The organism is Duganella aquatilis, assembly GCF_009674565.1.
In the GTDB taxonomy this organism is placed as follows: domain Bacteria; phylum Pseudomonadota; class Gammaproteobacteria; order Burkholderiales; family Burkholderiaceae_D; genus Rugamonas; species Rugamonas aquatilis.
Genome location: NZ_WKJL01000020.1, coordinates 45,303 through 69,754, shown reverse-complemented (window position 1 = coordinate 69,754; position 24,452 = coordinate 45,303). Strand labels below are relative to the sequence as shown.

At 63.9% G+C, this 24,452-nt stretch carries 20 protein-coding genes; 12 read left to right on the top strand and 8 right to left on the bottom strand.

All coding sequences use genetic code 11. The annotated features are described in order from the left end of the window. Positions 1-74 precede the first annotated feature (74 nt). Positions 75-1,712, bottom strand: a complete 1,638-nt coding sequence (locus GJ698_RS22655) for a M28 family metallopeptidase (RefSeq protein ID WP_208023869.1) — start codon at positions 1,710-1,712, stop codon at positions 75-77. Between the two features lie 143 nt (positions 1,713-1,855). Here GJ698_RS22655 and GJ698_RS22650 point away from each other — a divergent pair, with 143 nt between their 5' ends. The 3 genes from GJ698_RS22650 to GJ698_RS22640 all read left to right on the top strand — a co-directional run bounded on the left by GJ698_RS22650 (position 1,856) and on the right by GJ698_RS22640 (position 4,362). Beyond that, the gene (locus GJ698_RS22650) at positions 1,856-2,779 is read left to right on the top strand and encodes a DUF2167 domain-containing protein (protein ID WP_154360129.1); all 924 of its coding nucleotides are present in this window, start codon (positions 1,856-1,858) and stop codon (positions 2,777-2,779) included. Positions 2,780-2,783: 4 nt separating this feature from the next. Beyond that, positions 2,784-3,500: a site-2 protease family protein gene (locus GJ698_RS22645; RefSeq protein ID WP_154360128.1), complete on the top strand. Its 717-nt coding sequence runs from the start codon at positions 2,784-2,786 to the stop codon at positions 3,498-3,500. 61 nt (positions 3,501-3,561) lie between these two features. After that, entirely contained in the window at positions 3,562-4,362 is an 801-nt protein-coding gene (locus GJ698_RS22640; RefSeq protein WP_154360127.1) for a DNA-formamidopyrimidine glycosylase family protein, read from the top strand. Here GJ698_RS22640 and GJ698_RS22635 read toward each other — a convergent pair. The 4 genes from GJ698_RS22635 to GJ698_RS22620 all read right to left on the bottom strand — a co-directional run bounded on the left by GJ698_RS22635 (position 4,304) and on the right by GJ698_RS22620 (position 8,894). After that, positions 4,304-5,713, bottom strand: a complete 1,410-nt coding sequence (locus GJ698_RS22635; protein WP_154360126.1) for a GntP family permease — start codon at positions 5,711-5,713, stop codon at positions 4,304-4,306. The two genes, GJ698_RS22640 and GJ698_RS22635, sit on opposite strands and share 59 nt — an antisense overlap. 69 nt (positions 5,714-5,782) lie before the next feature. Next, the gene (locus GJ698_RS22630; RefSeq protein ID WP_154360125.1) at positions 5,783-7,564 is read right to left on the bottom strand and encodes a hypothetical protein; all 1,782 of its coding nucleotides are present in this window, start codon (positions 7,562-7,564) and stop codon (positions 5,783-5,785) included. Between the two features lie 3 nt (positions 7,565-7,567). Continuing rightward, the gene (locus GJ698_RS22625; RefSeq protein ID WP_154360124.1) at positions 7,568-7,954 is read right to left on the bottom strand and encodes a GtrA family protein; all 387 of its coding nucleotides are present in this window, start codon (positions 7,952-7,954) and stop codon (positions 7,568-7,570) included. Continuing rightward, positions 7,947-8,894 carry a glycosyltransferase gene (locus tag GJ698_RS22620; RefSeq protein WP_154360123.1) on the bottom strand — a complete coding sequence of 316 codons (948 nt, stop codon included), beginning with the start codon at positions 8,892-8,894 and terminating at the stop codon, positions 7,947-7,949. Before GJ698_RS22620 ends, GJ698_RS22625 begins: the two co-directional genes overlap by 8 nt. Before the next feature lie 88 nt (positions 8,895-8,982). Between GJ698_RS22620 and GJ698_RS22615 the strand changes: the two genes are divergently transcribed. The 3 genes from GJ698_RS22615 to GJ698_RS22605 are packed head-to-tail and all read left to right on the top strand — an operon-like array spanning position 8,983 to position 11,608. Further along, on the top strand, positions 8,983-10,131 hold the full coding sequence (locus GJ698_RS22615) for a TIGR04552 family protein (RefSeq protein WP_154360122.1): 1,149 nt from the start codon (positions 8,983-8,985) through the stop codon (positions 10,129-10,131). Positions 10,132-10,181: 50 nt separating this feature from the next. Beyond that, on the top strand, positions 10,182-11,174 hold the full coding sequence (locus tag GJ698_RS22610) for a hypothetical protein (protein WP_229260126.1): 993 nt from the start codon (positions 10,182-10,184) through the stop codon (positions 11,172-11,174). Positions 11,175-11,191: 17 nt separating this feature from the next. Further along, a complete protein-coding gene (locus GJ698_RS22605) occupies positions 11,192-11,608 on the top strand; it encodes a hypothetical protein (protein ID WP_154360121.1) in 417 nt (138 codons plus the stop codon). Between the two features lie 127 nt (positions 11,609-11,735). Here the strand turns inward: GJ698_RS22605 and pepN are convergent, their stop codons facing one another. From pepN to GJ698_RS22590, 3 genes are all read right to left on the bottom strand, one after another. Continuing rightward, the gene (gene pepN / locus GJ698_RS22600) at positions 11,736-14,357 is read right to left on the bottom strand and encodes an aminopeptidase N (RefSeq protein WP_154360120.1); all 2,622 of its coding nucleotides are present in this window, start codon (positions 14,355-14,357) and stop codon (positions 11,736-11,738) included. A gap of 13 nt (positions 14,358-14,370) precedes the next feature. After that, positions 14,371-16,428: a S9 family peptidase gene (locus tag GJ698_RS22595; protein ID WP_154360119.1), complete on the bottom strand. Its 2,058-nt coding sequence runs from the start codon at positions 16,426-16,428 to the stop codon at positions 14,371-14,373. A gap of 111 nt (positions 16,429-16,539) precedes the next feature. Further along, positions 16,540-16,791, bottom strand: coding sequence for a hypothetical protein (locus tag GJ698_RS22590; protein WP_154360118.1), 252 nt, complete (start codon positions 16,789-16,791; stop codon positions 16,540-16,542). A 98-nt stretch (positions 16,792-16,889) separates the two neighbouring features. Here GJ698_RS22590 and GJ698_RS22585 point away from each other — a divergent pair, with 98 nt between their 5' ends. The 6 genes from GJ698_RS22585 (at position 16,890) to GJ698_RS22560 (ending at position 24,380) form a co-directional block, all read left to right on the top strand. Beyond that, positions 16,890-17,468 (top strand): TetR/AcrR family transcriptional regulator, encoded by a 579-nt coding sequence (locus GJ698_RS22585; RefSeq protein ID WP_154360117.1) that lies wholly within the window; start codon positions 16,890-16,892, stop codon positions 17,466-17,468. Positions 17,469-17,537: 69 nt separating this feature from the next. After that, positions 17,538-18,245 (top strand): SDR family oxidoreductase, encoded by a 708-nt coding sequence (locus tag GJ698_RS22580; protein WP_154360116.1) that lies wholly within the window; start codon positions 17,538-17,540, stop codon positions 18,243-18,245. Between the two features lie 348 nt (positions 18,246-18,593). Further along, complete coding sequence (locus tag GJ698_RS22575; protein WP_154360115.1) at positions 18,594-19,145, top strand: hypothetical protein; 552 nt, start codon at positions 18,594-18,596, stop codon at positions 19,143-19,145. A 91-nt stretch (positions 19,146-19,236) separates the two neighbouring features. Further along, a complete protein-coding gene (locus tag GJ698_RS22570) occupies positions 19,237-20,640 on the top strand; it encodes an MFS transporter (RefSeq protein WP_154360114.1) in 1,404 nt (467 codons plus the stop codon). 72 nt (positions 20,641-20,712) lie between these two features. Continuing rightward, a complete protein-coding gene (locus GJ698_RS22565; protein WP_154360113.1) occupies positions 20,713-23,082 on the top strand; it encodes a S9 family peptidase in 2,370 nt (789 codons plus the stop codon). An 8-nt stretch (positions 23,083-23,090) separates the two neighbouring features. Beyond that, on the top strand, positions 23,091-24,380 hold the full coding sequence (locus tag GJ698_RS22560; protein ID WP_154360112.1) for an alpha-amylase family glycosyl hydrolase: 1,290 nt from the start codon (positions 23,091-23,093) through the stop codon (positions 24,378-24,380). Positions 24,381-24,452: the final 72 nt, after the last annotated feature.

The window sequence follows — 24,452 nt, the reverse complement described above, 5'->3', positions numbered from 1 at the left end:
ACCTGCAAAAAGGGCGCCGGCATTGCAGCAGGCGCCCGACCATTCTATTAAGTTTTAGGCAAGGTTGGCTAGTTTTATTTTCGCTGCGCCGCCGTGGCGTCGCGCGCGGCGCGGAACTCGGCGTCCTGCGCCCAGTTCGGCCAGACCTTGGAGTCGGCCAGGTCGCGGCCCAGCGCATATAGCATGCCCAGGTCGTGCGTCATGCTGGCGAAGGTCCAGCTGGCGCTCCACTCGTCGGAAGGCTGGTGGTAGTTGTTGGTGGTGTAGTCGTCTTCCAGCTTTTTGCCGGCCGCCACGCCGCCTTCCACCAGGTCGTCGCCCGAACCATACGAGATGGCCGGCACGCCGCGCTTGGCGAACGAGAAGTGGTCCGAGCGGAAGAAGTGGCCCGCTTCCGGTTTCGGGTCCGGCTTGTACACCAGGTTCCACTGCTTGGCCTTGGCGATCAGCTCATCCAGCAGATCCAGCTTGGCGCTGCCGGAGATGGTGAAGTTGCGCGTCAGGCCGTGTGGGCTCAGGGCGTCCATATTGATCACGCCGACCGTGGTGGCCAGCGGGTACAGCGGATTGGCCGAATAGTACTCGGAACCCAGCAGGCCTTTTTCTTCGGCGGTCACCGCCAGGAACACCACGCTGCGCGCCGGCGCCGGGGCTTTGCCGTAGGCGCGCGCCAGTTCCAGCAGCGCGGCGATGCCGGTGCCGTTGTCGACCGCGCCGTTGTAGATCTTGTCGCCCTTGGCGTCAGGCAGGCCGACGCCCAGGTGGTCCCAGTGGCCGCTGTAGATCACGGTTTCCTTCGGCGCCGAAGCGCCGACGATGCGCGCCGCCACGTTCTTCGACACGATCACCTGCGCGCTCACCGCGTAGTTGGCCGACAGCGTGACGTTCTTCAGTTCCACCGGCTTGAAGTCGCGGGTTTGCGCCTGCTTCTTCAGCGCTTCGAAATCGAGGCCGCCGCGCTTGAACAGGTCGACCGCCAGGTCGCGCTGTATCCACGCTTCCATCGGCGCGTGCGCCTCCGCCGGCTTCTTGCGCACGATGTCGTACATGACGTTGGTGTTGGAGTTCTTCACCGTGTTCCAGCCGTAGGAGGCCGGCGCGGTTTCGTGCACGATGATGGTGCCCAGCGCGCCGCGGCGCGCCATCTCTTCGTACTTGTAGGTCCAGCGGCCGTAGTAGGTCATGGCCTTGCCGCCGAAATCGCCCTCGCCGGTTTCGAAGTCCGGATCGTTGATCAGCACCACCGCCAGCTTGCCCTTCAGATCCTGTCCCTTGAAGTCGTCCCACTTGCGCTCCGGCGCGTTGACGCCGTAGCCGACGAACACCAGCGGCGCGTTCTTGAAGTCCACCAGCCTGGAGCCGTTCATGGCGGCGCGCACGGACAGGTCGTCGCCCTGCTTCAGTGGCTGCACGGTCTTGCCGTCGCTGACGCTCAGCGTGACCGGGCCCTTGATCTCAAAACGGCCCAGCGGCACGTCCTGGGTCCACGAGCGCTGGCCCTTGACCACGTCGCCGCCCGGCTTCAGGCCGGCCGCCTTGAATTGTTCGATCAGGTAGGCGACGGTCTTGGTCTCGCCGGCGGTGTTCGGGCCGCGGCCTTCAAATTCGTCGGACGACAATACCTTGACGTCCTGCGACAGACGTTTGGCGTCGAACTCGGGGCCGGTCGCGGCGTGTGCGGCAAAGGCGGCAAGCAAGGATAATGCAAGCATGGTTTTTTTCAATCGGGCCTCCGTAAGGGCGATACATGGACCGGTCATACTGCCACGAATCAAACAGGACGACAATGTCATAAATAATTACCAAATACATAAATGTTTCCGGTAGGATATAGCCTTTATAACAAGGAGTATCCATGCGCCGCATCCTCACCGCCCTGCTCTGCCTGAGCCTGATCGCCGCACTGCCGGCCATGGCCGCCGATCCCGCCGCGTCCGCACCGCAGCTGACCGCCCAGCAGTTCCTCGCCGCGCTGACGTTCCGCGAAGGCCAGATCAAGCTGCCCGGCGACATCGCCACGCTGGACCTGCCGCCCAGCTTCCGCTACCTCGATCCAGCCGACGCCGAAAAACTGCTCACCGACGGCTGGGGCAATCCGCCCGGCGCCAAGACGCTGGGCATGATCGTGCCGGCCGACGTCAATCCGCTGAGCGCGTCCGGCTGGGGCGTGGTGGTCACCTACGACAAGGACGGCCACGTCAAGGACGACGATGCCGACAAGATCAACTACGCCGACCTGCTGAAGGACATGAAGGAAGGCATGGACGAAAACAACAAGGCGCGCAAGGAACAAGGCTACGCCGCCATGTCGCTGGTGGGCTGGGCCGAACAGCCGAGCTACGACAAGGATCAGCACAAGCTGTACTGGGCCAAGGAACTGCATACCGACGGCAGCCAGGAAAACGGCCTCAACTACAACATCCGCGTGCTGGGCCGCGAAGGCGTGCTGGTGCTGAACGCGGTGGCCGGCATGAACCAGATCGCGCAGGTCAAGCAGGAGATGAAGAAGGTCACCGCCTTCACCGACTTCACGCCGGGCAACCGCTATACCGACTTCAACGCCGGCACCGACAAGGTGGCGGAATACGGCATCGCCGCGCTGGTGGCGGGCGGCATCGCGGCCAAGCTGGGCTTCTTCGGCAAGATCTTCGCGCTGCTGCTGGCGTTCAAGAAAGCCATCCTGTTGGGCCTGGCGGCGGCGGGCAGCTGGGTCTACAAGCTGCTGGGCCGCAAGAAGGCAGAGAAAGCCGCCGCCGTCGACCTGAGCAAACCGGAGTAAGGCCATGGGCAAGCTGATCATCTGGCTGCTGGCGGCCGGCAAAATGGGCAAGCTGCTGACGACCTGCGGCACCATGCTGATTTCCATTGTCGTCTACAGCTGGGTGTTTGGATGGCGCTACGCGGCCGGCTTTGTGGCGCTGATCTTCGTCCATGAAATGGGCCATTACGTGGCGGCGCGCCAGCGCGGGCTGGACGTCGGCGCGCCGACCTTCATCCCCTTCGTCGGCGCCTGGATCGCGCTGAAGGAACTGCCGCACGATGTCGAGACCGAAGCCTACATCGGCTTTGCCGGGCCGCTGGCCGGCACGCTGGCGTCGGTGGCCTGCTACTTCATCGCCCGCGACCAGGACAGCAACCTGCTGCTGGCCCTGGCCTATTCCGGCTGCATGCTCAACCTGTTCAACCTGATACCGATGTCGCCGCTGGACGGCGGCCGCATCACCGCCATCATCTCGCCCAAGGTGTGGCTGGCCGGCGTGCCGCTGCTGGCGGCGCTGTTCTTCTACCATCCAAGCCCGATGCTGATCCTGGTGGCGGTGCTGGCCTACCCGCAGCTGAAGGAAGCCATCTGGGGCAATCCCGACAAGGCCGCCGCCGATTATTACAACGTGCCGCGCGACACCCGCATCACCTACGGCGTCATGTACCTCGGCCTGGTGGCCTTCCTGGCGATGATGAGCTACAGCATCCACAACCTGCTGGACGGCTCGGTGAACTAGCGTACAGTCCCGCCGGCGCGGGGCGGCGACACTGGAGGCCAGTATCCACGGGAGGCTGGCCATGCCGGAAGGACCATCAATCGTTATCTTGCGCGAACAGGCCGAAGGCTTTGTCGGCCGCACCATCACGCACGCCAGCGGCAACAGCAAGACGGTGGATGTCGATGCGCTGCCCGGCCAGAAAATCGTCGCGCTGCGCAGCTGGGGCAAGCACTTCCTGATCCAGATGCCCGACCTGGCGCTGCGCATCCATCTGCTGATGTTCGGCAGCTACCGCATCAACGAACGCAAGGATGCCGAACCACGCCTCAGCCTCGGCTTCGACGACGGCGAGGAATTCAATTTCTACACCTGCTCGGTCAAGCAGCTGCCGCCGGACCTGGATGCACAGTACGACTGGCGCAGCGATGTCATGTCCGACGAATGGGATGCGAAACTGGCGCTGAAAAAGCTGCGCGAGCAGCCCGACATGCTGGTGTGCGACGCCGCGCTCGACCAGGATATTTTTTCCGGCGCCGGCAACATCTTCAAGAACGAAGTGCTGTTCCGCATCCGCGTCCATCCGCTATCGACCGTCGGCGCGCTGCCGGCCGCCAAGCAGCGCGAGCTGGTCAAGGAGATGCAGGCCTACGCCTTCGATTTCCTGCGCTGGAAGAAAGCCTCCGTACTGAAGCAGCACTGGCTGGCGCACACCAAATCGATCTGCCCGCGCTGCCATATTCCGTTCCACAAGGCGCACCTGGGCAAGACCCGGCGCCGCAGCTTCTTCTGCACCAGCTGCCAGCAGCAGTATCCGCCCGCGCTTAAACCAGCCCGGTCAGATAGTAAACCGCGATCACCACGAACACAGCCAGCGTCTTGATCACCGTCACGCCGAAGATGTCGCGGTAGGACTGGCGGTGCGTCAGGCCGGTGACGGCCAGCAGCGTGATCACGGCGCCGTTGTGCGGCAGGGTATCCATGCCGCCGCTGGCCATGGCCACCACGCGGTGCATCACCTCCAGCGGAATGTGCGCGGCCTCGGCCGCCTTGATGAACTGGTCCGACATCGCCGCCAGCGCAATGCTCATGCCGCCCGAGGCCGAGCCGGTGATGCCGGCCAGCGACGTCACCGACACCGCCGCATTCACCAGCGGATCGGGCACGCTGCGCAGCGCCTGGCTGACCGACAGAAAGCCCGGCAACGCGGCGATGACGCCGCCGAAACCATATTCCGACGCGGTGTTCATCGCCGCCAGCAGCGCGCCGCCGACGGCGGCCTTGGTGCCCTCGGCAAACGCATCGCGGATGCGGCCGAACGCGGTGGCGACCGTCAGCAGGATGCCCAGCAGCAGCGCGCCTTCCACCGCCCAGATACCGATCACCGACTTGATGGCCAGGTTCACCGGCGCATGCAGGCCGGGCAAGGCGTCGGCGGTCAGCGCGTAGTTGTCGCCGTACCAGCCGGGAATCAGCTTGGTCAGCGCGAAGTTGGCCACGCCCACCAGCACCAGCGGCGCCACCGACAACAGCGGATGCGGCAACGCGCCGCGCGCCGCGCCGGCGGCCGCCACGCCGGACTTGCCGGCGTCCTCGCCATAGCCCTCGCCCGTGGCCATCGCCGAACGGCGGCGCCATTCCAGGAAGGCCAGTCCGGCTGCCAGCGTGACGATGGAGCCGATCACGCCCAGCGACGGCGCGGCCCAGCCGGTGGTCTTGAAGAAGGTGGTCGGAATGATGTTCTGGATCTGCGGCGTGCCCGGCAGCGTATCCATGGTGAACGAAAACGCCCCCAGCGCAATCGCGCCCGGCATCAGCCGCTTGGGGATATTGCTCTGGCGATACAGCTCGGCCGCGAACGGATACACGGCAAACACCACCACGAACAGCGACACGCCGCCATACGTCAGCAGCGCGCACACCAGCACGATGACGGCGTTGGCGCGCGAACGGCCGATGTACTTGATGGCCGCCACCACGATGGCCTCCGAAAAGCCCGACAGCTCGATCAGCTTGCCGAACACCGCACCCAGCAGGAACACCGGGAAGTACAGCTTGATGAAGCCCACCATCTTGTCCATGAAGATGCCGCTGAACACCGGCGCCACCGCACCGGGATCGGTCAGCAGCACCGCGCCCAGCGCGGCCACCGGCGCAAACAGGATCACGCTGTAGCCGCGATACGCGGCCAGCATCAGGAATACCAGTGCGGCAAGGACAATCAGAAACGACATGCGGACTCCAGAATAGGACAGATGCCGAATATTGTAGTGCTTATTGCAACACCATGCTGTCCTTTCCGCTTACCGTGGCAATTTTTCGACCCGACACCACTGGTAAGGATACGGCTCGCGTCCAACCGCCGCCTGGTAGACAACGCAGCTGGCGGCGTCAATGCCGAGGCCGAAACGCGCCATGTCTGCCGCCACGGCTTGCACCTGCACGCGGTCCTGCGCGGCGAGATCGATCTGGTATTCCGGCAGCAGGTCCAGCGTGCAACCGCCGGCGGGCAGGTCACGCAGGCTGGCCTGGAAGCGCACATGGCGCATCAGCCATGACAGCCGTCCGCAGCCGCCCACATCGGCGGTCAAGCCCAGCGACGTGGCGGCGGCCAGTTTGCGTTCCAATGCGGACTGTTTATCGTTCTTGCTGGCCGCCAGCATCACATAGTGCGGTCCCGGACGCTCGGCAATCACGTCATGCAAGCGCTGCAGATAGCCTGGCGACTCCGGCATGCCGCCCAGCCGTACAACCCGTGCCTGCGGCGGCATGAACATCGACATCCAGCCCATGGGCGGATGCAACTGGGCGATGAAGATAACGCTGGCCGCCGGCGCCGCAAGCGCCGGTGTTTGTGCACTGAAGCTGCGCTCGCCCCAGGCGGCATGTCCCCAGTTCGCTACCGGAAACACGGTCACCGCCAGCAGCGCCAATACCGCCCAGGCCACGCGGCGTGCCGCCGGCAAACCGCGCATCACGCCGTGCAGCGCGAGCCAGATCACGATCGGCGCCAGCAGTTCCAGCGGAATCAGGTAACGCTGGATGCTGAATAAACGCATCCACACCAGATACGAGATCGCCACAAACAGCAGCAGAAACACGCTACGGCGGTCAGCCGTCCGGCGCAGCACTTGCACGCCAAAAAACGCCAGCACCAGGGTGTACATCACCGGCCAGACAAACAGCTTCATGGACAGCTCGCCGACGCGCAGCGGGTCCAGCGCAAAGACGAAGGGCCATAGCAGGTTTTCCAGCAGCCCTTTCGGCAGGAAGATGCTTTCGATGACCCCGGCTTCCGGCGCCAGCGGGCTGTGGAACAGGTTGTTAAATTGGGGAAACAGCGGATTGCCGAACATATGCCACATGGTCAGGAACCACCAGCCCGCGCTCAATGCGATACCGCCGATCACCCCGACGCCGAACACAAACGCCAGCCGCAGCCGCTGCCACCAGAGCTGCGGCGTCACCAGCAGCGACAGGCACAGACCAACGGCATAGACGGCGTTGGTCAGCTTCATGCCGGTGCCGATGCCCATTACCAAGCCGGCGGCCAGCGCCGCCAGCACGGCGCGCAGGCCCCATTGCTGCATGACGGTCCAATGGCGCAACAGCAGGTAAACCGCTCCCAGCACCATCAACGCGGTCAGGTTGTCGCCCATGGTATTGCCAAGCTCGCTGAGGAATCCCGGCGTCATCAGGCCGGTGGCGGCCAGCAGCAGCGCCACGCGCGACTGGCCCGCCACATCGGGCAACTGCCGCGCAATCACAGCGAGCAGCACAAAGTTCAGGCCGTGCAGTACGCCCATCAGGAAACCGGCCAGGCGCGGCGGACACCACTGCGTCAAGAAATAGTAAGGCAGCTCGATAGTGGGATTGAAGTAGCTCTGAAAAGCCCCAGGGGCCATGTCAAAACCGATGCGGCCATGAAACAACGCATAGGCGTTATAAAGGTGATAGTTGCGCATATCCCAGCCATCGTCCTGTCCGCTCAGAAGCGACAGCAAGCCGCACAACACCGGGACAAACACGGCGGCCAGCAGGTCTGTACGCGGGTGGTTCAGGAAAGCGAAGCGGGGCAATTTCATGGATCAGGATTTGAAGACAAGGAATTTGGCGCTGAAAAAATTTGCCAGCATACCGGACAAGGAACCAATGGCCACGCCCAGTGCCGGCAGCCAGACGGCGGCTGGCATCAGCCACAGCGTCAGCGAGTAGGCCGCCAGATTCAGCAAGGCGCCACCGCTCATGGCGGCCAGGTAACGCCACCACTCGCGCCACTGCGAACCGGTCGACGTAAACGTGTAGCGGCGGTTGATGCGCCAAGTGACGCATACCGCCGCCAGGAAGGAGAGCAGCCGGCCCGGATACGGGCCGCAACCCAGCGCCATCGCGCCATATAACACCAGCACATCAGCGCCAAGGCCAATCACGCCGGTTACCGCAAAGCGGAACAACTGCACGGTGGCCTTAGTCATGTTCGGGCAACATCGGGCCGGGTTGGGCCAGGTAGGCAAAGCGCTTTTGCTCGACCCGGCCTTTGGTGACCGCATCCAGGATAATGCCGCACACTAGCAGGATCACGCCAAACAGCATCAGTGCGGCGCACAGGACGGCGGTGGGCAGGCGAGGCACCAGGCCGGTGCGCAGATAAGTGTCCGCCAGCGGTTCTGCCAGGATCACCGACAACAACGCAAACAGCGCCGCGCCGATCGAGTAAAACGCCAGCGGCCGTTCCGACTTGAACAGGCGGAAGATGGTGGTCAGGATGCGCGCGCCATCACGGTAGGTATTCAATTTGCTGACCGAGCCTTCCGGCCGCGATTTATAGGCGGTCGCCACTTCCGCCACCGGCATGCGCAGCTCCAGCGCATGGACAGTCAGTTCGGTTTCGATTTCGAAGCCGGCCGAATGGGCCGCAAAGGACTTCACGTAGCGCCGCGAAAACACGCGATAGCCCGACAAAATATCGGTGAAGGTGCGGCCAAAAATAAAGGATACGAAGCCGGTCAGCAGGGCGTTGCCGAAGCGGTGACCGGGTCGGTAGGCCTCCTGTTCGGTGCTGACGCGGTTACCCACCACCATGTCCAGCCCTTCGCCCAGCAGCCGTTCGATCAACTGTGGCGACACGCTGGCGTCGTAGGTGTCGTCGCCATCGGCCATCACATAGGCATCTGCTTCAATGTCGGCAAACATGCGCCGCACCACGCTGCCCTTGCCTTGCGCCGACACATTGCGCACGATGGCGCCGGCGGCACGCGCGATCTGCGCCGTGCCGTCGGTCGAGTTGTTGTCGAACACATAGATCTGCGCCTGCGGCACATAGGTCCGGAAGTTGTGCACGATGGCGCCGATGGTCAGTGCCTCGTTGTAACAAGGCAGCAGAATGGCAATACGGGCGGTGCGGGGAAGCGTCATAAGCTACGGATCACAAATAAAGGCGTTATTATAGTTCCAACCGACAACGTATTAATATAAAAGTAATGCGGTAGCAGGAGACTAGGGTATGACAGAATTACAACCCTCGCTCAAGGGCGCGGGCAAATTGTCGCTGAACTGGGGTTATCTGAACGCGATCGCCAACGGCACCTCGGCGATCGATCTTGGCGCGCTGGCCCTGCGCAACCTGGACGACGCCCGCCAGTTCGTGCGCGAATACGGCTTCGACCTGGACGAGCCGGCGGCGGCGGCGCTGATACGGCGCGCGCACCGCGAGGCGATCGAGTTCATCCGCAGCACCTTTCTGGAACCGGGCCAGGCCGGCTTGATCCCGGCCGAAGTCATCGAGCCCGACGACCCGCTGCAGCTGCTGGTGTATGCCTCGCTGCGCGGCCAGCAGGTCGATGCGCGGCGCATGTGGGCGTGCGCGGTGCTGAAGGTGATGCATGGGATCTTCTACATCGACAACAACCTCAAGCTGCGGCATTTCCACGCCATCCGCGCGCAGGTGTTCGGCACGCTGGACGAGGTGATCCGCCATGACGGCGAGCGCCATTACCTGACCGACGGAGAACTCTGCCTGCCGCTGCTGCACTACGACCGCAAGGACAACAAGGGCCGCGGCAGCATCCTGCTCAAGCTGCTGCAAAAAGCCGCTTATCTGGCGGCGGATATTTTCGACCACCTGGGCGTGCGGCTGGTGTTCGCCACCCGCTGCGAATGCCTGCTGGCCCTGCGCACCTTGCAACGCGCGCATCTGCTGTCGGTGACCAATGTCGACGCCGAACGCACCCGCAACACGCTGCTGGACCTGGATGCGGCCAAACAGGTTTTCTGCAAGTACCGCGCGCAGCTGGAGCATGCCGACGGCTATCCGCTGGACCTGCTGCGGCAGATGGATGCGGAACTGGCCGAGATCGCGCAGCCGCAAACGCGCTGCGACAATCCGCACAGCGGCTCCGGCTTCAACAGCATGCAGGTGACGGTGCGCAAGATGATCCACGTGCAGCAGCTGGATGCGGCGCCGGAGCAGGAGTACGACGTCGGCTTTTTCTTTGAGTACGAAATCCAGCTGATGGATGAAGCCAGCTACCAGCGCAGCCTGAGCGGCCCGGCCAGCCACGAAGAGTACAAACGGCGCCAGGTCGACACCGCCCGCATCCGCGTCTTCGGCCGCGACCTGTTGCGCTGGATCGCCGACCAGCAAACCGGCTGAACCCGCCAGCGGTGCGCCGCCGGCTGGCGCGATGCTTTACGCTAGCCCTCATGCGCATCCTGACGATTTTTCTCACGGCATGGTTGCTGGCAGCTGGCGTCGCCGTGGCCCAGACCGCACCCAGCGTCACCGTGGCCGCCACCCGTGATCCGGTCGACAAGTCCTACCGCAAGATGCTTGCCGGCATGGACATCTTCGAACGCAATCACGCGCTGGCGCCGCAAGCCACGCTGCGCTTCCAGCTGCTGCCGCGCCTGCCGACCACGCAACTGGACGGCATCACGCTGCGCGTGGCCGGCGACAGCATGTCGCTGCCGGTGACGGTTGCCGCCGATCACAGCTTCACGCTGGAGCGCAACGCGCAAGCGGCCAGGGAAGACGCCGCGCTGATCGCCAGCCGCAAGACCAGCACGCTCACCTGGCGCGCGCAGGTGCGCAGTCCCAATGTACCGGAGGGCATGCGCCGGCTCGGCGACCTGCGGCTTGAGTGCATGGTCGGCGTGGAGGCTGGCTTGCTGTCCAACAACGCGCAGATCTTCGCCTGGCTGGGCGAGATGTTCACCAGCCCTGAGCGCGTGTGCAACACGGCGGAAGGCAACTACCTGTTTTTCGCCGAGCATCCGGTGTTTGCCGTCACGCTGCGCGATGGCGGGCGCAGCGCCACGCTGCCGTTCCGCGCCTTGTACGCCGGTGGCACGCAGACGCCGTCCACCCTGCCCTACTGCGATTGCCAGGTACTGCTGGACCGCAGCTATTACGCGCCGGTCTGGGATCGCGGCTGGTCGGACGATACCTTGTTGTCTTTTGAGGATATGGACAGTCCACCAGGCGCGGAAGACAGTGCCGTCGCCGCCGACCACAACACCACCGCGCTGATGCGCGCCCGCCTCGGTGCGGCGCAGGTGGTCAGTTTTGATAACGGCTACCAGGCGTGGCGTTACAGCTATCCGCCGGCGCGCGATGGCGGCGAGCCGTCCGAGTTCATCGTTTTGTTCGGTCCCGATGGCGTGGCGCGCAAGGCGCGATTGCGCGAATCCCTGTAATGGATCATGATGAAGCCATGAACATCCTGCCCCGCCTCCGCTCCCTTCGCCTGGCCACGGCCAGCCTGCTGATTCTCAGCGCTTGTGCCGGTGCAAGACCGCCGGCGGCGGAGAACGCCAGCGTGTCGTTGTGGCAGCAGGTGCAGGCTGCCAACACCAGGCTTAGTTGCGACAATGACAGCCAGTGTCATAGCTTGGGTGTGGGCGCCAAGGCTTGCGGTGGTCCGGAGAACTATATTGCGTGGTCGAGCAAGGATGGGGATGGCGCCAGACTCAAGGCGCTGGTCGGGCAGCATGTGGCCGCGCGTCGGGCGGAGGATAACCGGCAGGGCATGATGTCTACTTGCTCGGTGGTCAGCGATCCTGGCGCCAGTTGCCAGGCTGGGGTGTGCGCGCTGAACCAGCGGACTGTCAGCGAGCCGCCTGCGCAATAGCGGGGTTGACGTTGCTTGCCGCTTTAAAAGCGTGCGGCACCCGCGAAACCCGCACACCGCTGCGGCCAGGGTCTGACCCCGCATGGGGTCAGACCCTTTCGTTAGGGGTAAAAAAGCTGTTACCCCGTTAGCGCACGGTCATCGCCTTCTTGATGGCCACACAACGCTCATCTTCCTGCCGCGTCACCAGCAACGCGCGACGCGTACCCGCCGACAAATCCGGCAAGCCGGCAATCGCCGCATCCAGACGCTCAACGCTGGCTGGCGTGCACGTCGCCGGTATCATCGACGCACCATAAGCACGCATGTAGACCGGACCCGCAGCCTTGTCCACCGCACCCAGCGTCGCCAGACGCTGCGCGGCAGTCTGCTCATTCAGCGCTTTCTGCTCGGTCGGGTACATGCTGCCCATCGCCGTGCGCACCTTGGAGAACGGCAGCTTGGTCTGCAGGTCGGCAATCGTTGCCGCCCACTCGGCCTTCACTTTCGCATCCGGACGCACCACGGCCGCCGAAATCGCCGCCTGCTGGCCGCTATCCGACTTGTCGCGTTCCTGCTCGGCAGCCAGCAACGCCTCGCTGCCTGGATAGGCAAAGCGGTTCAGACGACGGATGATGTCCCAGCGTACGTCCTGCGACACGTTCAGGCGCGGCACCACCAGCTTGCCGCTCAGGATATCGGCCAGCTGCTTCAACGCAGTCGGGCTGCTGGCCAGACCCAGGTAGGTCGAGAACCAGCGGCGCTGGAAGTTGTTGTCGGTGGCCGCCTTGGTGGCGGCAAACGCCATCTGCTCCAGCTGCACGCCAACCTTGGCGCTGTACGCCGACGGGCCCTGCGCTTCCAGATAGCCTTTGGAAGCACGCACCTTGTCGACGATGTCGCCCAGCAGCGTGTAGTCCTTCTCGGCCGGCGCGTTGGCCAGCGCGGTTTTCAGGAAGTCGTTCAGCGGCAGCTTGGCTGCACGCACGCCATCCCACAGGCTCTGCCACAGCATCGAACGCAGCAGCGGATCATCCACCTTGCTCAGGCTGGACTGCGCGGTCGCGAACGACTTCTTGTCCAGTTGTACCTGCGCGAAGCCCCAGTCCTGGTAGTTCGGATACACCAGGTCCGGGCAGGCGGCGCCCTGCAACTCCGGCACGGCGGTGGCCTCGCCCTTGTAGGTGATGGCGACGTTCTTGCTCAGGCTCAGGCCTTTCGCGCTCAGGTTGAACAGACCGATCTGCACGCGCTGCTCGCGCAGGGTCGGCAGTTCCTTGGTGGTCGCGCTCTGGCGCAGCGTGAAGGAGCTGACCTTGCCGCCGGCGCAGCTGAAGTCAGCCGCGATGGTGTTGACGCCCGCTTCGTACAGCCATTCCTTGGTCCAGCCGCTCAGGTCGCGACCGGCCGCTTCACCCAGGCTGCCGATGAAGTTGTCCAGCGTGGCGTTCTGGTACTGGTACTTGACCAGGTAGTTATGCACGCCCTTGCGGAACACTTCCTCGCCTAGCAGGTGGCGCAGCTGCTTTAGCGTCGACGCGCCTTTCGAGTAGGTGATGGCGTCGATATTGTCGAACGCGTTCGCGGTCGACGGCACCGGCGTTTCGATCGCGTGCGTGGTCACGCGCTGGTCCTGCACGTAGGCGGCCTGCTTGCCGCCCGAGTAGAAGCCCTGCCACGCATTGGTGAACTCGGTCGACTCGGCGGTCGCCAGCGTGCCCATGAAGGACGCGAAGCTTTCGTTCAACCACAGGCCGTTCCACCACTTCATGGTGACCAGGTCGCCGAACCACTGGTGCGCCATTTCGTGCAGGATGACGCCGGCCAGCGACTGCTTCTGCGCCGCCGTCATTTCTTCCTTGTGCAGGAAGCTGCCTTCGCCGAAGGTGATGGCGGCCGCGTTTTCCATGGCGCCGTACAGGAAGTCCGGCACCAGCAGCTGGTCATACTTCTCGAACTGGTACGGCACGCCGAAGTACTGGTCGAAGAAGGCCAGGCCCTGCTTGGTGTACTTGAACCATTCCTGCGGCGACACCTGCGACGCCACCGACTGGCGCGCGAACAGGCGCATCGGGTACTTGCCGCTGGTGTCTTCCCATACCTTGTACGGACCGGCGTGCATGGCGAAGTTGTACGGGCTTAGCTTCTTCGAGCGCGGGAAGGTCCACTTCTTGCCGCCGTCCACGTCCTGTACGCCGGTTTCGCGCATCGTCGACGACACCACCCAGTCGGCCGGCGTGGTCACGGTCACCTGGTAGGTGCCTTTCAGGTCGGGCTGGTCGAACACCGGGAACATCTGGTGCGCGGCGGCCGGTTCGAAGTGCGAATAGGTATAGACGCGGCCATCGACCGGATCGACCATGCGGTGCAGGCCTTCGCCGTTGGTGCTGTGCAAACGGGTGTAGGCGATGGTGACGGTGTTGCGGCCGGCGACCAGGTCGGCCGGCGCCAGCGTGATGAACCACTTGTTGTACTGCGGCGTCACTGCTTTACCGTTGACAGTCATGCTGCCGATGGTGGCCTTGTCCAGGTCGATGGTCAGCGGCTGCGACACGTCTTTCAGGTCGAAGCTCAGGGTGGTGGTGCCGCTGAAGCTTTCCTTGCCGGTCAGCGCGAACTCCAGCGTGTAGTCGACATTGCTGACGCGCGCCGAACGGGCGGCGGCGTCGGCTTGCGACAGGTAAGCGTTTTCGGCGCGCGGCGCCACGTCGGCGGCATGCGCGCCGCCAAAAGCCAGCGCCACGGCGCCAGCGATCAGATATTTTTTCATGTCTGTCCCTTGCTTATTTTTTGATGTAGGTATCGAGCCAGTCAATCACCGTGTGATGCCACAGCACCGAGTTGGCCGGCTTCAGCACCCAGTGGTTCTCGTCCGGGAAGAACAGGAACTTGCTCGGAATGCCGCGGCGTTGCAGCGCGGTGAACGCGCCCAGACCTTGCGCGGTCGGGATGCGGAAGTCCATGTCGCCCTGCACCACCAGCATCGGCGTCTTCCAGTTCTTCACCTTCAGCGCCGGGTTGAACTTCTCGTGCAGCTCGGGCACCTCGTAGTACGGGCCGCCGTTTTCCCACTCGGTGAACCAGATTTCTTCGGTGGAGTAGGCCATGCCGCGCGCATCGAACACGCCGTCGTGGTTGACGATGCACTTGAAGCCGTCCGACCAGTTACCCTGGATCCAGTTCATCATGAAGCCGCCATACGACGCGCCCAGCGCGCAGCTGTTGTCACGGTCCAGCCATGGGAATTTCTGCACCGCTGCCGCAAGGCCTTTCTGCAAATCTTCCAGCGGCTTGCCGCCCCAGTCGCCGCTGATCGAGTCGGTGAACTTCTGGCCGTAGCCGGTCGAACCGTGGAAGTCGATGAACACGGTCGCATAGCCGGCGCCCGCGTACACCTGCGGATTCCAGCGATAGCTCCACGAGTTGCCGAAGCTGCCCTGCGGGCCGCCGTGCACCAGGAAGGCGATCGGATATTTCTGGCCCGGCTTGGCGTTCCATGGCTTCATCACGTGGCCGTAGACGGTGTCGCCATTGGCGCCGGTGAAGGAGAACTGCTCGTACTCGCCGAACTTGACATCGGCCAGCGCGGCTTCATTCAGGTGGGTCAGCTGGTCGGCCTTTTCGCCCGATGCACCCAGCTTGAACTTGAACAGCTGCGCGCCCGACGACAGGCTGGCCTGCGCCATGACGATGGTGTCCTTGGCGACGTCGAAGCCGCTGACATAGCCCTTGCCGGTCAGCGCGCTGACCTTGCCGCTGGCGGCGTCGATCGAGAACAGGCGGTGCTGGCCGACGTCGTCGGCGGTGGCCAGGATGGCCTTGCTGTCAGGCGTCCAGCGGAAGTCCGCGATCGAACGGTCCCAGCTGTCGGCGACGGTGCGCTTCTTGCCGCTGGCGACGTCGATCAGCACCAGGTGGAAGCGGTCGGCCTCGAAGGTCGGCTTGTCCATCGCCACGTAGGCCAGCGTCTTGCCGTCCGGCGAGTAGATCGCCTTGGTGTCCCAGGCCTTGTTGTCTGCGGTCAGGTTCTTGGCTTCGCCGCCGGTGGCCGGCACGGTGTAGACGTCGAAGTTGGTCGACCAGGCTTCGGTCTTGCCGGCGATGCGCGCCGAGAAGGCCACGGTCTTGCCGTCCGGGCTGAAGTGATATTCATCGTGATCGCCGAATGGCTTGGATGGCACGTCGCCGTCCAGCTTGCCGCTCAGGCTGACCGGCTGCACGCTGACCTTGCCGCCGGCGTCGATCGGCGCCGAGTACAGCACGTTGGTGCGGCCGTCGGCCCAGGTATCCCAGTGGCGCACGAACAGCTTGTCGTACACCTTGCCGCTGGCCTTGACCTTGGCGTTGTCGTCCAGGCGCTGCTTGCTGCACGCCAGGTCGGCGCAATCGCGGAACACGGCCATGCTGAACAGCAGGCGGTCGCCCTGTGGCGACAGGCGGAAATTATCGACATCGAGCGGCAGGTCGGTGACCTTGCTGGCCTCGCCGCCGCCCAGCGGCAAACGCCACACCTGCGACGAGCCGGAGCGGCCCGACAGGAAGTACACCGCATCGCCGTTCGGCGACCATTCCGGATCGGAGCTGCTGGCGGCGGCCTGGGTCAGGCGCACCGGCGCGGCGTTCGGATGGCGCAGATCGAGCAGCCACAACTGGGTATTGCCACGGTTCTTGTCCAGATCGGTGGTGCGCACGGTGTACACCACGCGCGTCGCATCCGGCGACAGCACCGGGCTGCCGACCCGTTCCATCTTGACCATGTCTTCTACGGTAAAGCCGCGCGGCGCGGCCATCGCACTGGAAGCCGCCAAGGCGGTACCCAGCAGCAGCAAAGGGAATCTCATTCGCTCTCTCCGATGTTATAAAAAATACCCCGGCTTGTGGCCGGGCATCGGGGATCATACCAAGAGCGCTGGGTCTGGCGGGAAATTGTTACTTTACGCTACTTGATGCGATCAGCGGTTGAGGCCGCTCGGCATGGTGAAGCGGCGCTGGTCCAGCAATTGTTCCGCATTGGCGTTCTGCACATCGGGATTGGCCGAGCAGTCGCGGCGCTTGATCGAGCTGCCGGTCGGCGCATCGTCGTTATTAGGTTTGCACTTGACTGCCGCCGTGACCGGCGCTGCCGGATCGACCGCCACTTCAGGCTGCGACGCGCACGCCGCCAGCATCACCAGACAGACACCGCTGAACAAAACTGCCTTCATTTCTTCTCCATAAAAAGGTAACAGACTTTCGGTAATACTATCACTTTCATAGAAAAAAAGTGATTGACTATTTTAAGACGACCGGTCATATTACACACATGGCTAAAGCAAACGTTAAAGAGCAGATCGTCAGCACCAGTTTGGACCTGCTGCACAGCAAAGGGTTCAATGCGACCAGCGTCCAGGATATTACCGACGCTGCCGGTGTGCGGAAAGGCTCGTTCTACAACCACTTCACCAGCAAGGAAGCGCTGGGGCTGGAGGTCGTGCAACGTTACCTGGCCGCCGTCGGCGAGCTGGCTGCCGTGCTGCACGATGGCACGCTGGCGCCGCGCGCACGGTTGCAGCAGTATTTTGAACGCATGATCGCCGGCAATGCCGCCAACGATTTTCACTGCGGCTGCCTGCTGGGCAATTTCAGCACCGAACTGTCCAACCAGATTCCAGCCATGCGCAGCGCCATACAGCAGGCGTTTGCCGGTTCGGCGGCGGTGATGGCGGCGGTGATCGCGGAAGGTCAGCGCGACGGCAGCATCCGCAGCAGCGTGCCGGCAGCGGAACTGGCGGCCTTCGTCAACGACGCCTGGCAAGGCGCGGTGCTGCGCACCAAGGCCGAACAAAGCCGCGAGCCGCTGGACCGTTTTGCACGCATGATGCTGGATATTATTTTGTCGTAATTTTTTTTCGGCCATTTTTAAGATGACCGGTCATATTGCAGTTATTAACTCACCTCGAAAGGAATCATCATGAACTTCAAAAATGCCATCGTACTGGTTACCGGCGCTAACCGTGGCCTGGGCAAAGCCCTGGCGCAAGCCGCCATCCAGGCCGGCGCCGCCAAGGTCTACGCCGCCGCCCGCAAACCGGAAACCATCGACATTCCCGGCGCCACCCCGATCAAGCTGGACGTGACCAGCGCCGCCGACATCGCCGCCGTGGTGCAGGCGATTCCCGACCTGACCATCCTGATCAACAACGCCGGCATCCACGTGGTGGGCGGCGTCACCGGCCCGGACGCGCTGAGCGCCGCCCGCGCCGAATTCGAAACCAACTTCTTCGCCCCGCTGGCCCTGAGCCACGCCTTCGCCCCGGTACTGGGCCGCAACGGCGGCGGCGCCATCATCAACATCCTGTCGGCGTTGAGCTGGGCCAGCTTCCCGACCACCGGCACCTACAGCGCCTCCAAGTCCGCCGCCTGGGCCCTGACCAACGGCCTGCGCAACGAACTGCAGGCGCAAAACACCCAGGTGCTGGGCGCCCACATGGGCTATATGGACACCGACATGACGGCCAACGTCGACGCGCCGAAATCCAAGCCGGCCGACATCGCCCAGGCCATCGTCACCGCGCTGGAAGCGAACCAGGACGAAGTGCTGACCGACGAAGTGTCGAAACAGGTGCGCGCCAGCTTCGCCGCGCCGCGCGCCTTCTACCTGGGCGCACCGCGCGCCTGAACTGCCGCAGTGCAGCATTGAGGTTGCGGCCACAAGCGGCCGCAACCGATAGAAATTATTGTTGAACGCCGCAATAAATGGCGTATTTTCGGGCGCTGAAAAAGGGCATAATTATTTCCTCAGCCAGGTGAAAAAGCGCGCGTTGCGGCCGGCTTGACGTGTGCGCAATTCGTTTTCCCCGCCGGTAATGCTTCGCTTTGTATTGCCTCACAACCAGTTGTGAACAATTGTAAATCGGCGTTGTATGAGCCCGTTTAACGCGCTAAGGTGATAGCTTCACCTCGGGCGCGTCGGCTCCTCTGCGACGACCTCCGCGCAGCCGAAGTTACATGGAATACGGGAAACGCTATGCTAACTGCCACCTATGTCTTGTTGACACTGTCTATCGAGCAAAAGAAGGAACGCCATTTCATCTCGCGTCTGCTGCAATACGTGCAGTCGATCGCGCGCCGGCCACAGGAAATCGACCCTGTGTTCATCGAGTCCCAACTGAAAGAACTGATCAGCTTTGCCGAATCGCGTCATCAGCGCAAGGTGGAGGCCTGCCTGATGCCGGCCGTGCGCGCGGCCGAACCCAATTGCACGCCGTTGATGAACGACCTGGAATCGCTGAGCAAGCGTGGCAGCGCCATGCTCAACGCCGTCTACCGCTGCCTGCGGCGCGCCATGCGCCGCAGCGCGTCGCAGGGCAAGTTCCTGTGCCGCACGGTCGACCTGTATTGCCAGAACCTGCTCAAGCGGCTCGACAAGGAAGAACAGGAACTGCTGCCGCTGGCGCAGAAGGTCATTTCCAGCGAAGAGTGGTTCGAAATCGGCAGCAAATTCCTGGCGCAGGATGACGACGATGCGGCCTCCCGGCCGGAACTGCGTCCGCGCCGCACCGGCGCCGCCACGGCCTGATCAACGCGCCAAACTGGTGCAGATTCAGGCACTGTTGTTTTGCGTGCGCGAACGCTTGCCTCGGCAATATCGTGCGGATAATATCGTCAGTATGCAGACCCATCGCGCCACCGGCGCCAAGATACTGCATCTGCGCGGCGCCGCCGGCATGGATGCCATCTACCGCAAGATCAACTGGCGGCTATTGCCGCTGCTGATGCTGTGCTATGCGGTGGCGTATCTGGACCGCGTCAACGTCGGCTACGCCACGCTGCAGATGGGCGCCGATCTCGATTTCAGCCGCCAGACCTACACCTGGGGCACCGCCCTTTTCTTCCTCGCCTACTGCCTGTGCGCGGCGCCCTGCAATCTGCTGCTGGAACAACTCGGCGCGCGCAAAACCTTGCTGCGCCTGATGCTGTGCTGGGGCGCGACCACCGCCGCCGGCGCCTTCGTGCGCGAGCAGGTGGAGTTCTATGTGCTCCGCTTCCTGCTTGGCGTGTTTGAAGCAGGCTTCTTCCCTGGCGTGATTCTGTACCTGACATGGTGGTATCCGGCCGCGCGGCGCGCGCACGTCTTCGCCATCTTCGCCGCCGCCGCGCTGCTGGCCGGCGCGGCGGCCGGTCCGCTGTGCGACCTCACGCTGCAGGGCATGCACCAACTGGGCGGCCTGCAGGGCTGGCAATGGCTGCTGCTGACGCAAGGCCTGCCGGCAGCGTTGATCGGCGTCGCCGCCTGGTACTTCCTCGCCGACGGACCGCAGGACGCGCGCTGGCTGTCGTCGTTCGAACAGCAGATGGTGGAGCAGGATCTGGAGCGCGACGAACAGGCGCTCAGCGACGGCGAAGATGAGGACAGCGACAGCGCGCCGCCCTCGCCCTTCGCCACCGCCTGGGCCTTGGCGCGCCAGCCATCGATCGCCTTGCTGGCCCTGGCCAACCTGCTGCTGATGGCCGCCAGCTACGCGCTGATCTTCTGGTCGCCGACGCTGATGCAGCGCTGGGGATCGGCCAGCAATACGCAGCCTGGCCTGCTGGCCTTTGTGCCCGGCCTGGCCGCCGTGATCGGCATGATTTTGATCGGCTACGACTCCGACCGCCGGCGCGAACGGCGCGGCCATTTCATCGCCTGCATGGTGCTGGCGGCCGGTGGCCTGGGACTGGCCATCGCCGCCGACAATGGCCTGGCCTGGTCGCTGGCCGGACTGACGCTGGCAACGGTGGGCGTGGCGGCCGGCGCGCCGCTGCTGGTGGCCATCCTCACCGGCCTGCTGAACCGCCGCCGCGCCGCCATCGGCATCGCGCTGGTGGGCAGCATCGGCGTGATGGGCGGCGCACTGGGGCCGGCGCTCAGCGAGCGCATGCTGGCCTGGGGCGACAGCGCCGCCATGCTGGCCGGCCTGATCCTGCTGTATCTGGCGGCGGGCGCCATCCTGATGCTGGCGTTGCGGCTGGCGCCGCGCCGTGGCGGCCCCGATGCCGGCCATGGGCAAACCGACAAGATAGCCCGCAACTAATCCATGGGCTAGAATCTGGGACGCGCTGCAATCCGGTGCTCCCGTTCACCCAACCTCAAAGCGAAACTATCAATGCGTTTTGTACTGCCACTCCTGGCGACCGCCATCGCGGTCCATGCCACTGCCGCCCATACCGCCACCGCCGCACCAACGCCCATCACGCTCGATCAAGCCATGGCCAATCCGGACTGGATCGGCAATCCGGTTGAATCGGCATGGTGGGGCTGGGACAGCCGCCAGGTGTACTTCAAGCAGAAACGCAGCGGCTCCGCGCTGCGCGACACTTACCAGATCAATGGCGCCGCCGCCAAGGTCGTGGAAGAAAAGCAGCTGGCCAACCTCGATAGCGCCGATCCGCTCTACAACCGCGAACGCACGCGCGCCGTCCTGCTGCGCAACGGCGACCTGTTTGAACGCGACCTGAAAACCGGCGCGCTGACGCAGATCGTGCGCGGCACCACGCCGGCCGCCGACGCGCAATACGCCGCCGATGGCAACCACGTGCAGTTCCGCGTCGGCAGCGACTGGTTCAGCTGGAGCCGCAGCGAACGCCTGGTGTCGCCGGTCGCGCTGCTGCGCACCGCCAAGGATCCTGATGCGGCGCCGGACGCCGACTTCCGCCGCGACATGCAACTGCGCCTGATCTCCACGCTGGCGCAGCTGAAGAAGGACAAGGACGACACGCGCGACCAGCGCAACGCCGACCGCGCCGCCGACGCCACCCGCGCGCCGCAGCCGATCTACCTGGGCGACAAGGTCACCATCGAAACCAGCTCGCTGTCGCCGGACGGCCGTTACCTGCTGGTGGTCACCGCCGCCAAGGACGGCGACAAGCGCCGCGTCGGCAAGCTGCCGAAATACGTGACCGAATCGGGCTACGAGGAAACCGACGACGAACGCAAACGCGTGAGCGAAGCCGGCCCGCTGTCACACCATCTGAAACTGGTGGAAGTGGCGACGCGCAAGGTGACCGACCTGTCGCTCGACGACCTGCCGGGCATCAAGGAAGATCCGCTGGCCGCGATGCGCGCCGCACAGAAACTCGATGCGCTGAAAGGCAATCGCGCCGTGCGCTTCGAAGGACGCGAAGACTCGATCCGCTGGAGCGCCAACGGCGCCAGGGTCGCAGTCATGGCGCAGGCCATCGACAACAAGGACCGCTGGATCGCGTCTGTCGATTTGGCCGCCGCCAAGCTGCAACCGCTGCACCGCCTGAGCGACACCGCCTGGGTCAACAACCGCGGCAACGACTTCGGCTGGCAGCCTGACAACAGCACGCTGTGGTACGAGTCGGAAGAAAGCGGCTACGGCCACCTGTACCTGCGCACTGCCGACGGCAAGTCGCGCGCGCTGACCTCGGGCAAATGGGAAGAGTCCAACGTCACCTGGTCATCGGACGGCCAGACCGCCTACTTCATGTGCAATCCAAAACTGCCGGGCACCTATGAAGTCTGCTCGACCAGCACCAGGGATGGCGCGCTGAAGGAACTGACCTCGCTGGGCGGCGTCGAAGGCTTCTCGCTGTCGCCGGACGGCCACAAGCTGCTGGTGCGCTACTCCAGCGCCTACATGCCGACGCAGATCGGCACCGTGTCCAGCAGCGGCGGCAAGGTCACCCAGCTGACCGATACCCGCAGCGCCGACTACAAGGCGCGCGAGTGGATCGAACCGCAGATCGTGCCGGTGCCGTCGACCCACGGCGCCGATCCGGTCTGGGCCAAGCTGTATCGCCCGGCCACGCTGGAAGCGGGCAAAAAATATCCGGTGGTGATGTTCGTGCACGGCGCCGGCTACCTGCAGAACGTAACCAAGCGCTATCCGGTTTACTTCCGCGAGCAGATGTTCCACAACCTGCTGGTGCAGAAGGGCTACATCGTGCTGGACATGGACTACCGCGCCTCGCTGGGCTATGGCCGCAACTGGCGCACCGCGATCTATCGCCAGATGGGCCACCCGGAACTGGAGGACTACGTCGATGGCCTGAACTGGATGGTCGCCAATCAACAGGGCGATGCCAGGAACGTCGGCATCTACGGCGGCAGCTACGGCGGCTTCATGACCTTCATGGCGCTGCTGCGCGCACCGGACCAGTTCAAGTCCGGCGCAGCGCTGCGTCCCGTCACCGACTGGACCACCTACAACCATGAATACACCGCCAACATCCTGAACACGCCGGAGCTGGACCCGGAAGCGTACAAGGTGTCGTCGCCGATCGAATACGCCGACCAGCTGAAAGGCAATCTGCTGATCGCCCATGGCATGATCGACGATAACGTCTTCTTCCAGGATTCGGTGCGCATGGCGCAACGCTTCATCGAACTGAAAAAGGACAACTGGGAACTGGCGCCGTATCCGCTGGAACGCCACGGCTTCGTGCATCCTGAATCGTGGTACGACGAATACCGCCGCATCTACCAACTGTTTGAACGCACGCTGAAATAAGGGACTCTATGAAAAAGCTTGCCGCCTCGCTGATCCTGGCGACGTTATTCACCGCCGCCCACGCCGAACCGAAACACCCGGCGTGGTCGCGCAGCTCCAACGTGTATGAAGTCAATCCGCGCCAGTTCAGCAAGGAAGGCACGCTGAACGCGGTCACCGCCAGCCTGCCGCGCCTCAAGCAGATGGGCGTGGACATCGTCTGGCTGATGCCGATCCATCCGATCGGCCAGAAGAACCACAAGGGCACGCTGGGCAGCTACTACGCGGTGCAGGACTACACCGCCGTCAATCCGGACTACGGCAGCATCGACGACCTGCGCAAGCTGACCAGGCAGGCGCACACGCTGGGCATGCACGTGATCATCGACTGGGTGGGCAACCACACGGCGTGGGACAACCCGTGGGTGACGCAGCACCCGGACTGGTTCAAGAAGAACGACAAGGGTGAGATCTACTCCGTCACCTTCAAGAACGAAGCCGGCGGCACCGAGGAATGGAGCGACGTGGTCGGCCTCGATTACGACAACAAGGAGCTGTGGAAGGGCATGACGGACGCCATGGCCTACTGGGTCAAGGAAACCGGCATCGACGGCTTCCGCTGCGATGCGGCCGGCCTGGTGCCGACCGCGTTCTGGGACCAGGCGCGCGCGCAGCTGGACAAGATCAAGCCGGTGTTCATGCTGGCCGAATGGAACGAACCGGCCCTGCACGACAAAGCCTTCGACGCCAGCTACGACTGGCCGCTGAACGGCATCATGAAGAAGATCGGCAAGGGCGAAGCCGGCGCCGCCGAACTGCGCGCCTACGTCACCAATCCGCCGAAGACCTTCCCGCGCGACGCCTACCGCCTGCAGTTCACCAACAACCACGACATCAATTCGTGGGAAGGCGCGGACAAGGATCTGTACGGCCCGGCGTGGGGCGCGATGACGGTGCTGAGCTACACCCTGCCCGGCATCCCGCTGATCTACAACGGCCAGGAATCGCGGCTGGACAAGAAGCTGGAGTTCTTCGAAAAGGATCCGATCGACTGGAAGAACTACGAACTGGAAGGCTTCTACGCCGGCCTGAATGCGCTGAAGAAGCAGAACCCGGCGCTGTGGAACGGCGCCTCGGGCGGCGCGGTGCAACTGCTCGATGTCGGCAACGAACAGCTGTTTGCCTTCAAGCGCCAGCAGGGCCCCAACAACCTGCGCGTGATCGTCAACCCGACCAGCCAGGTGCAGAAGTACAAGCTGGCCGGCGAAGGCCAGGCCGTACTGAAGCCGTGGCGCTGGCGCATCATCGTTCCTGAATAAAAACCGGGGTCAGTTCTGCCAATCGCACACGAGCCCTGCCGTAGCGGTCGCTACGGCAGGGCTCGTGTGCGA